This window comes from uncultured Veillonella sp., assembly GCF_963551295.1.
GTDB lineage: Bacteria > Bacillota > Negativicutes > Veillonellales > Veillonellaceae > Veillonella.
In genome coordinates this window covers 141,943-153,993 of record NZ_CAUVFT010000001.1, presented here as the reverse complement: position 1 = coordinate 153,993, position 12,051 = coordinate 141,943, and the positions used below count along the sequence as shown (strand labels likewise).

General features: G+C 38.5%; 2 protein-coding genes. Both read right to left on the bottom strand.

Features of this window, described 5'->3' with window-relative positions; genetic code table 11:
• Positions 1-440 precede the first annotated feature (440 nt).
• Positions 441-1,190: a hypothetical protein gene (locus RYO55_RS00455; protein WP_058948381.1), complete on the bottom strand. Its 750-nt coding sequence runs from the start codon at positions 1,188-1,190 to the stop codon at positions 441-443.
• A gap of 90 nt (positions 1,191-1,280) precedes the next feature.
• On the bottom strand, positions 1,281-11,549 hold the full coding sequence (locus RYO55_RS00450) for an ESPR-type extended signal peptide-containing protein (RefSeq protein ID WP_314983655.1): 10,269 nt from the start codon (positions 11,547-11,549) through the stop codon (positions 1,281-1,283).
• Between the last annotated feature and the right edge of the window lie 502 nt (positions 11,550-12,051).

Below are 12,051 nucleotides of genomic sequence, written 5' to 3'. Positions count from 1 at the left end.
GTTCAATCATTTCGATTGATTACCTATCATTGTTCAGTTTTCAAAGATCTGTGCCCCTTCATATGGGGTACTTGAATATAATAACATTTCCATATACTGATGTCAACAAAATTTGGACAAATTTTACGACAAATTTCAGGAAAATTTTATCATTATTTTTACACAATTTCACGGACTAATTTTACAGATTTAAAACTTGAGTTATATTACTTTTTTAGACATATCATATAGGGAGAATTTAAAATAAAAAGAAGCCGCAACAAGAATACATCTATTGCATTCTGTTGCGACTTCTTGTCTATATGACAGTGTGTTAATAGAATCCCTTATTTGTGTCTCAACACTGTATATTAAAAACTTTTATATATAAGGTTATTGCAACTGCACATTCCTTATAACAAAAGCTATACATATAATGTGATTATATATGTATTAGATGATTAGTTATCTGTCTGAATCGCTTCACGAAGGTTAATTTCGTGCATGTCTCCAACAGAAGGTTCTTCTGCAGACATATTTTTTACAGTTTGTTTTGTAGCAAACCAAACTGCTTCGTTCATGTAATAACGCAATTCTTCATTAGATACATGTTCTTGATCTTGAGCCATGATATCAAGCATAGCATCTTCCAATGCTTGTGCTTCTTCATCAGTCAAAGGACCGCCAACGGCCTTTTGTTTTTGAAGCAATTCATTCATGCGATCAACCATGCTACGCAATACATTGTAACCATAGCTATTTGTGTAACCTTGGTCCTTATCATATTTAGGGAATGTGTAATAGCTATACTCGTTTTTATTACGGTTTTCACCATTCCAGTTCAATGCAGTTTCTTGGCCATGTACATAGCCTAAAGAATGTTTACGGAAATAATCAGCATAGTTATGCTTATCTTTAGAATGTAACCATTTAGCTTCTTCTTTAGTTAACGCTTGATGATTATTCTTTTTGCTTTCAGCTAAAGCAATGTGTTTTTCCGCATTTTCCCATGCTTTCACAAATTCATGGATACTTTGCACTGCCTGAGGGCTAGCCACAGGAACCAATACAACAGAACCTGTTGTAGGCGCTTTAGCTGGATTTGGTAAAAGCAATGGATCATCAAATGTAGCAGATGCCGCATTAACATGGAATACGCCACTGCCGAATAATACTGCCGCTGTGAAAGCAAGCAAAGTGGATTTTTTCATTATATATTCCTCTTTTCTATCAACGAATTAAATCGGGTGAGAGGACCCCCAAAAGGGAATCCTCAACCCGTAATGTTCAGTATGAACGTATTATAAACCTAGTCTTGCCATCATTGCAGCAATATTAGCTTTCATTTGTTCATTTTCAGCTTTCAAATCAGCTACTTCACCTTTTAATCCTTGATTTTCAGCTTTCATTGCAGCAAGTTCACGTTGCATTGCATATGTGGAACTGATAGGTCCTTTACGGTAACGATCTGCAGTTTCTGCTTCACCGTCTCTGTTACCTACTTTCCAAGTTACACCAGCATTTGCCATCATATGGCTATTGCTACCCGCCCAAGCTACGCCAGCATGTAACATCATGGATTCATTTTTGTAATGAGCCACGCCTAATGCCAATGCGGAGTCACCACGGTAGTTACCATAACCTGCCATGATTTGAGTAGGTTCGTAAGGATCATAAGCCATAGGTTTCAATGCAGACAACGCGGAGGATAAAGCACCAACTTGACGAACTTCTTTTACAACATTATTCATGCTGTTTGCAACACGATTAAGTTGGGAACCATTAACAGCATCAGTAGAAGTGGAGCTAATTTCACCTGGAGCCACGTTAGTAATCTTATTACCGCCGTTGTTCAAACCGGAGCTTGTTAAGGATACGCTGCCACCCGCATTATTTTTAATTGTGATACCGTTACCGTTTGTCACAGTTGTATGACCGGAGTTATCCATAGTTGTAATGGAGTTGATACCAGTAATATCTTTTGCCAAACGAACATTCAAGCTGCCATTGTTATCGGAAATAACACCGATATTGTTTGCAGAGGAAAGTTTGCTTTCATCAGTAACGCCACCTTTAACGGTTACTTTTTGACCTAGGTCACGATGGAATTCACCTTTATCACCTGCAAAGTCTAAGCCGGCTTTCTTAAGTCCATCGATACCTTTCTTCAAGTCGCCGATGTTAGCGCCATTTGTTAAGCTGCTGCTATTATCAGCAATATTGTTGATATCTTCGCCTTCGCCATAACCGCTTGCCATGTTAACAACTTTATTACCACCATTGTTCAAGCCATCCTTAGTCAATGTTACTGCACCAGTACCATCTTTAGGGGAACCTTGACCTGCTGGAGGAGTAGTAATTGCAACACCGTTGCTGCTAACAGTAGTAGTTACTTTAGTACTACCCATGCCAGATGTAACAACCACACCATCTGCAGTTGTGCTTGTTCTCTTAGTCTTTTTGTCAGTAGTTACAACACCGTTAACAGTCAACTCAGTGGACTGAGTTGGATTATCTACAAGTACACCTTTAGCTGTTGTTTGAGTTGTATTATTTTGACTATCAGATACTTTCACATTATCTGCAGTAAGAGTAGTCTTATTACCAAATGTATCAGTGCTTGTAACACCTCTACCGTTTGTTAAAGTGGAGTGTTGTTGATCGTCTGTAGTTGTAGTTACACTGCGTAAGTTCAAGTCTTTTTTGATATCTACAGTGTATGTTTTGGACTTATCCGCATTTGTTGTAGATGTTACAGTTGTATTGCCACTATCGCCAGCTTTCACTGTTGTAGTTGCTGCCGCCATGCTGCTCTTCAACTGTTGAACATTAACTGCATCTGTATCATTTACACCAGCTGCCACGTTAGTAATCTTTTGATTATTTGCGTTTAAGCCTTCGTTAGAAATGTATGTTTTACCGCCTACAGATACGCCCTTATCGTCAAGAACAACTTGTTTGTTTGGATCGGAACCAACAGTTACGGAATCAAGACCTTTAAGGTTCTTAGCGAGTTTAACGTTCAAGTTACCGTTTTCATTAACTACGCCAATATTACCATTGGAAAGTTTAGAAGCATCAGCTTCGCCACCTTTGAGTTCCAATGTTTGACCGAGGTCTTTATGGATAGCTTCACCGGAGTCGCCTTTGAAGTTCAAGCCTTTCTTAGTCAAGTCTTCAGTATTTTTATCAATTTTGTTGTCTACAACTTTCAATTGATCTTCTGTTGCAGCTTGACCATTAGTAATTTTATTAGGATCCCAAGTTCTGTTAGTCAAATCGTTAACAGTACCAGAACCACCATTGATAGTTACCTTACCGGAGTTGATTGTACCGTTTGTACCATTGATATTTACAGCATTAGCACCTTCGCCAGCTCTAATGATACCTGTTGTACCATCGAAATGAACTGATGTATTGCCGGAGCCCAATGTCACTGTGTCTTTCAAGTTTACAGTGTATGTTTTAGCTTTTGTAAGATCGTTGATTTCTTCTTCAACATGAATGTTCTTGCTACCTTTTACCTTAGTATCGGACGCAGCTTTTACTTCGTTCAATTGTTTAAGGTTAACGGCATCGCTATCTTCTGTACCAGCTTTAACATTTTTGATTTGTGTATTGTTTGCATTGAAGCCGTTGTTTGTAACAAATGTATTACCACCAATTGTCAAACCATTATTATTAATAGTTGTTTGACCAGTTGTTACGCTGTTCAAGCCTGTTAAATCTTTTGCAAGTTTAACATTCAACTTACCATTTTCGGATACAACACCGATATTGTTGTCAGACAATTTAGCTTTATCAGAAATGCCACCTACAACATCCAATGTTTGACCAAGGTCTTTATGAATTAAATCACCAGAGTCAGCTTGGAAGTTCAAGCCTTTCTTACCGTTGTCTGTAACTTTTTGATCCACAGATTTCAATTGATCTTCTGTTGCAGCTTGACCATTTGTGATGTTATTAGGATCCCAAGTTCTGTTAGTCAAGTTGTTTACAGTACCGTTTGCACCGTTAACAAGAACTTTACCAGCATTGATGTTTCCTGTTACACCATTGATCGCTACTTTACCAGCATTGATTGTGCTGTTCATACCATTGATAGTCACTGCATTAGCGCCGTTACCAGCTTTTACGATACCAGTTGTACCGTCGATATTAACAGCTGTGTCACCGGAGCCTAATGTTACAGTGTCTTTCAATGCTACTGTGTAAGTTTTAGCTTTTGTAGTTGGATCTACAGCTTCATCAACGTCGATGTTTTTGCTACCTTTTACTTTTGTATTAGATGCAGCTTTTACATCGTTCAATTGTTTAACATTTACAGCATCGTTGTCTTCTACGCCAGCTGTTACGTTTTTGATTTGCGTATTGTTAGCGTTGAAGCCATTATCTGTAACGAATTGTTTGTTGTTGATTGTCAAGCCATCGTTGTTGATTGTTGTTTGACCAGTTGTTACGCTATTCAAGCCTGTTAAGTCTTTTGCAAGTTTAACATTCAACTTACCGTTTTCGGATACCACACCGATGTTGTTGTCAGACAATTTAGCTTTATCAGAAGTGCCACCTACAACATCCAATGTTTCACCAAGGTTTTTATGAATGCTTGTTGCATCATCACCTTTGAAGTTCAAGCCTTTATTAGTGTTGTCTGTAACTTTTTGATCTACAGATTTCAATTGGTCTTCTGTTGCAGCTTGACCATTTGTGATGTTTGCAGGATCCCAAGTTCTGTTTGTCAAGTTGTTTACAGTACCGTTTGCACCATTAACTAGAACTTTACCTGCATTGATATTGCCTGTTACGCCGTTAATAGTTACTGCGTTAGCGCCGTCACCAGCTTTTACGATACCTTTTGTACCGTCGATGTTGACTGCATTATTACCGGAACCTAATGTTATAGTGTCTTTCAATGCAACTGTGTAAGTTTTAGCTTTTGTTACATTATCTACAGTTTCATCAACATTGATGTTTTTGCTACCTTCTACTTTTGTATTAGATGCAGCTTTTACATCGTTCAATTGTTTAACATTTACAGCATCGTTGTCTTCTACGCCAGCTGTTACGTTTTTGATTTGCGTATTGTTAGCGTTGAAGCCATTATCTGTAACGAATTGTTTGTTGTTGATTGTCAAGCCATCGTTGTTGATTGTTGTTTGACCAGTTGTTACGCTATTCAAGCCTGTTAAGTCTTTTGCAAGTTTAACATTCAACTTACCGTTTTCGGATACCACACCGATGTTGTTGTCAGACAATTTAGATTTCTCAGTAATGCCACCTACAACATCCAATGTTTGACCAAGATCTTTATGGATTAATTCGCCAGAATCAGCTTGGAAGTTCAAGCCTTTCTTAGTCAAGTCATTGCCGTTGTCAGTGATTTTCTTATCAACAATTTTCAATTGGTCTTCTGTTGCAGCTTGACCACTTGTGAAGTTTTTGCCATCCCAAGTGATGTTTGTCAAGTTATTTACAGTACCAGCAGTACCGTTGACAGTCACTTTACCGGAGTTGATAGTGCCGTTTGTACCATTGATAGTTACAGCATTAGCACCGTCACCAGCTTTTATGATACCTGTAGTACCGTTGATGTTGATTGCATTATTGCCGGAACCTAAAGTTACATTGTCTTTCAATGCTACTTTGTAAGTTTTAGCTTGTGTATTAGGATCTACTGTGGAGTTAACATTGATATTTTCGCTACCTTCAACTGTAGTGTTAGATGCATTTTTAACTTCATTCAATTGATTCAAGTTAACTGCATCATTGCCATCAGTACCAGCTTTTACGTTTTTGATTTGTGTATTGTTAGCATCAAAACCGTTAGCTGTAACGAATTTCTTACCACCAATTGTTAAACCTTCGTTATTAATTGTTGTAGCACCAGTTGTTACACTTGTTAAGCCAGTCAACTCTTTAGCGAGTTTAACATTCAACTTGCCATTTTCAGATACCACACCGATGTTATTGTTGGATAATTTAGATGCATCAGAAATGCCACCGTTGATATCCAATGTTTCGCCAAGATCTTTATGAATACTTGTAGCGTCATCGCCTTTGAAGTTCAAGCCCTTCTTAGTCAAGTTGCTACCGTTGTCAGTGATTTTCTTATCAACAACTTTCAATTGGTCTTCTGTTGCAGCTTGGCCGCTTGTGATGTTATTAGCATCCCAAGTGATATTTGTTAAGTTGTTTACAGTACCTTTAGCACCGTTAACAAGAACTTTACCGGAATTGATATTGCCTGTTACACCGTCAATCGCTACGTTACCAGCAGTAATTGTGCTGTTTGTACCGTTGATAGTTACAGCATTATTGCCTTCGCCGGCTTTCACAATACCTTTTGTGCCGTCGATATTAACAGCAGTATTGCCGGAACCCAATGTTACTGTATCTTGTAAACCAACTGTATAAGTCTTAGCTTTAGTAAGTGGATCTTCAGAATCAGTTACATTGATGTTTTTACCTGCTTTTACAACAGTTTTAGCTGCCGCTGCGTTGTTAGATACTTCTTTCAACTGTTTAAGGTTAACTGCATGGTTATCCTCTGTACCAGCTTTCACATTTGTGATTTGAGTATCGTTAGCATTAAAGCCGTTGCTTGTAACAAATGTGTTACCACCGATTGTCAAACCATTGTTGTTAATAGTTGTAGCACCAGTTGTTACGCTGTTCAAGCCTGTCAAATCTTTAGCAAGTTTAACATTCAATACGCCGTTGTTATTAACTACGCCGATGTTATTTTCTGAAAGTTTAGATGCGTCAGCTTGACCGCCAGAGATTTTCAAAGTTTGACCAAGGTCTTTATGAATTGCAGTACCTGTATCACCTTGGAAGTTCAAGCCTTTTTCTACGATTTCAGTTTTTGTAGTATCAATTTTATTATCTACTACTTTCAATTGATCTTCTGTTGCAGCTTGACCATTAGTAATAGCTTTAGGGTTCCAAGTTCTGTTAGTCAATTCATTAACAGTACCTGTAGTACCATTGATAGTCACTTTACCGGAGTTGATAATACCATTTGTGCCATTGATAGTCACAGCATTATCGCCAGTACCAGCTTTCACGATACCTGTTGTACCGTTAATATTGATAGCTGTATTACCTGTGCCTAATGTTACTTCATCTTTCAAGCCTACAGTATACGTTTTAGCTTTAGTTACATTGTCGATGCTTTCATCAACTTTAATGTTTTTGCCTTCAGCTACTTTCGTATTAGCTGCAGATGCACTGTTGGATACTTCTTTCAATTGTGCCAAGTTTACTGCATCGCTGTCGATTGTACCGCGAGCAACGTTAGTAATCTTGTTACCACCATTATCTAAACCGGATTTAGTAAGGGATACGGATGCATTGTTTGTAGCACCGTTACTGATAGTTACACCGTTGGAAGTAACTTTTGTATCGCCTACAGTTACGCTGTTCAAACCTTTAAGATCTTTAGCCAAACGAACTTTCAAGTCGTTAGAGCCATCGGATACAACACCGATGTTATCTTCAGCAGTTAATTTGGATGCTTCTGTAATGCCACCTTTAACATTTACTTGTTCACCAAGTTTTTTGTTAATTACGTTACCGGAGTCAGCACCGAATTTCATGCCTTTATTGATCAATTCTTCTTTAGTCTTGAACAATTGGCTGCCATTGATAGCATCTGTGGATGTAGCTGTTACAGCACCATCTTTTACATTTGTAATTGTAGTGCCATTAGCGCCTTCCAATGTTACCTTAGTTTTATCAACAACACCGTTATTGATGTCATATTTAACAGCACGATCTGTCAATTTATCTACGGAAGATTTGGATGCAATGTTATTGATTGTAACTTGCTCTTTAATGCCTGCATGGTTTTTATCCTCTACGGTCAAGGATACTTCACCATTGTCGTTTACCTTGTAGGAACCGTCAGCGCTGGAGTTTCTTACAAGACGATAGTCAGTTGCACTGCTACCTTGTTGAGTAATTTGTTCACTAACTTTTTTCAACTGATCTTCAGTCGCTGCACGACCGGATACGATAGATGTGGAATCCCAGTTCTTATTACTCAAGTTAGTTACATAATTACCAGTTTCACTTGCATTTTTCGTATTTTGAACAGTTTGAGCGCCCATTACAACAGCACCAGCAGTCACTCTGCCTGCAATACCATCAAGAACTACTTGATTGTTACCGCTACCCAATGTCACTTTGTTGTTCAAACGAAGATCATATTTAGCGCCTTCAGTGCTTGTAGCAGGAGTTGTTGTCAATTTAAGGTTATCATCGGAAACAGTTACTTTTGAATGTTTGCCTGCTTCGATTTTTACATCATGTAATTGGCTACCATTTACAGCATCTGTAGAAGTAGAGGATACTTCACCAGCTTTCAAGTTAGTAATTGTTGTGCCACCTTGGCCTTCCAAAGTAACCTTGTTTTTATTAACAGTTGCACCGTTAAGATCATATTTAACAGCACGTTCTGTCAATTTATCCAATTCAGTTTTGGATGCGATATTGTTGATTGTTACCGTATTAGCAGGGTTGTTAGGATGAGCTTCATCTTTAACTTTTAAATCAACCTTGTTGTTTTCTACAGAGTAAGAACCATCTGCAGAATTTGTATTGTTGATCAAGCGGTAATCTGTTTTAGCTGCATTAGTAGTCTTGATTTCATCAGACACTTTTTTCAACTGATCTTCAGTTGCTGCACGACCAGATGTGATTGTAGGGTTTTGAACATTCCATTCTTTATTGTCCAAACCAGTTACATAGTTTTTATTGTCGCTATGTTTACCTACACGAACAGAACCTGCAGTTACGCTGTTCAAACCTGTTAGGTCTTTTGCCAACTTAACATTAAGGTTACCGTCTTTAGCTACAACACCGATGTTGTTGTCAGATAAAGCACCTGTAGCGCCACCAGTAATACCTAAAGTATCGCCAAGTTGTTTATTGATTTTAACATTGTTATCGCCTTGGAAGCTTAAGCCTTTAGCGATCTTGTTAGTGTTATTTGTGATATTAGTAGTATTGATATCTTGTTGCTCTTTAGAAGCAAGGTTCGTCAACTTAACTTGTTTAGGGTTGGAACCATCAGCATCCGCAACAGTCAATGTCATGCTACCATCAGCAGCTACTTTATATTCGCCGTTGCTGCCTGCTGCAGGGTTTGCAATCAAGCGGTAGTCAGTTTTGGAAAGACCGTTAGAGATTTTAGAGATATCAACATCAAATGTTTGATTATCATTACGTGTCAATGTCAATCTCTTACCGTCATTGGATACTGTACCGGATGTAACATACGTATTTTTCAAACCTGTTACTTCAGCAGTCAAACCATTTGTACCGGTCATGTTAATTTTGCCGTTACCGTTTGCTTCATACGTAGCAGCACCACGTTGTAAGTATTTATCGTATTTAGCCGCAATACGAGAGATATCACCGATATTAGCAGCATTTGTTAATGTATCACCACCGGATTGTACATTGGTAATTTGATACCCACCAGCATTGATACCGGTTCTGCTCATAGAAACTTTACCAGTTGTAACGGAGTTGAAGTTTGCATCATCAACTGTTGCAACCGTAACATTATCTCCGGCGCCTTCTAATTTAATATTATTACCAGCTTTAAAGTTCACTGTACGATTAGGAGCTTTTACGTCTTTAACCTTTTGGCCATTAACTTGAAGTTCCCAACCGGAGTTTGCGGATTTAATAGCTTCATGAACAGTGTTTTTACCTGTATCACCAATATTAGTCATGGTGATAGAACCGTTTTGGTCAACCTGAGCATTGCCGCCTAAGATATTCTTAGTGCTTTTAGCTACATTACCTACTGCATTAGCAACGCCATATAATTGGCTACCATTAATAGCATCTGTAGATTGTGCATTTACACGACCAGCTGCTACGTTAGTAATTGTACGTTTTGTAGAAGTATTACCTACGCTAACTGTGGAATCAGCAGTACCACCTGCATAGTTGTATTGCAAACCGTTAATAGTTTCACTAGCAGTGCTTACAGGAGCAGCTGTTGCAGAATTAGCACCTAACGCAACGCCACGAACGTTATTTACTGTTGCTTTGCTACCGAGAGCTAAGCCTTCGTTTTCTTGTACGCTTGCTTCGCTACCGATTGCTACAGCATCAGTCACTTCTTTTTTCGCTTTAAGCTGAGTAATTAATTGAGCGTTATCTTTATAAACACTGCTATCACGTACACGTTCTAATGTACCAGCTTGAGCACTTACGCCCAATGCGATGGAACGAGAACCAGTTGCTTGTGCATCATCACCGATAGCCACAACATTTTTCTTGTCTCCGTCTTGAGTACTCAAAGCACTAGCTTCACGACCCATAGCAATAGAGCCGTAACCTTCAGAATGAGCATTGTTACCGATAGCTGTAGAACGTTCGCCTAATGCCCATGCCGCATTACCTGCAGCCACAGAGGAACCGCCTAATGCATAAGTATCATTACCCAATGCCACGCCGGAACCACCATGAGCACGCGCGGAGTTACCTACGGCAACGGAATTATTTACTTTGTATTGAGGATCATTTTGAATACCGGATTCAGCATTGTTACCAATAGCGATGCCATCTTTCGCACGAGTTTGCGCATTGTTACCAAGAGCAACCGCATTATCACGATAATGTGCTGCACCGTTACCTATAGCTACACCTTGAATGCCTTGAGATATAGCACGATTACCGATAGCTACGCCTCTTGCATAAGCTTCACCTTTATAATTTGAGCCAGAAGCAACATTAGCACCTGTACCCATAGCAACACTATCTTCAGTATTTGATTTAGCACCTTGACCGATAGCAATAGAACGAGCTGCATTAGCTTGGGTATTAGTAGTTCCGTCATATGCTGTATATGGTGTGCCTTTATCATCATATTTAGGAGTTGGATTTGCAGAACCGATAGCAATAGATTGATCACCTGTTGCTAATGCGGAATGACCCATAGCCAAGCTGGCTTTACCTTGTGCAGATGCAGCTGTACCAATAGCCGCCGCATATTGTTCGCCTGCATAGGCTTGACGCATCATAGCTAAAGAGTTAAAACCTTCAGCTTTAGCTGCTGCGCCAACAGCAATAGCACCGATTTGTTCGGACTGAGCATAATGACCAAGCGCTACACCTAAGCCACGAGACTTAGAAGAATCACCGATAGAAATACCGGATACAGAACCATCTTTAGAACGTGCATTCGCATTGTTACCAATTTGGATGCCGAACACTTTATCATTGGTATATAAATGGCCATTACCTTTATTGCCCGGAGTTTTATAATCATACATCTGAATAGTAGGGGCACCTTCATCAGGTTTTAACCAAGTCAACCCACGATCATCTTTAGGTCCAGGACTGATGGAAAGCCCTCTATCCGCAGTATAAGCAGACGCCAACCCACTACCGCAGGTTAAAACCATAGCCGCCAAGCCAACTTTTACCGAAGCTTTTGCGGAATTACTAACAAAGCTTTTGGAGCCACGAGTATGGCTTTTTGCAATTTCAGATACAACGACATATGCGCCTCGTACCTGACTCCAAATTACCCTATAAATACGATTCATTTAGTAGTACCTACCTTTCACACAGTTTTATAAGGGATTCTAAAACCAACACTAAAACACTAAAAATAATAAAATTTTCATCAAAAATTTAATTACTATACATATAAAATATCAGATTAGTTTATGAATGTAAATATATTTTTTTCATATTTCGCTCATTTATTTTCAGAACTTTAAACTTCTTTTAAAAATTGATTTTCTTACTCATTTAAATATATTTTCAATCATAAAAACCCTTACAACAATGGGCCAAACAACACTTATAATCTAAAGCTAATGATTTTATAGTAAATTAATCACATTTATAATTTTCGATTAAAATTATATGTTCTGTATTATACACTATTATGAAAAGTTTGTGAAGTCAAACACAAAAAAAGAACGAAAGTCCTTTCATAGTAGACTTTCGTTCTTTCATTTTATATACCATATAGGGTTAAAATCATCTAATTTTCATGGGTATTTTCTGGTACATCAGCTCACTTTTTACCACATGAACATA

Excerpts from the sequence above, each read along its gene's own strand:
- RYO55_RS00450 (WP_314983655.1), bottom strand. The coding sequence starts at position 11,549 with ATGAATCGTATTTATAGGGTAATTTGGAGTCAGGTACGAGGCGCATAT.
- RYO55_RS00455 (WP_058948381.1), bottom strand. The coding sequence starts at position 1,190 with ATGAAAAAATCCACTTTGCTTGCTTTCACAGCGGCAGTATTATTCGGC.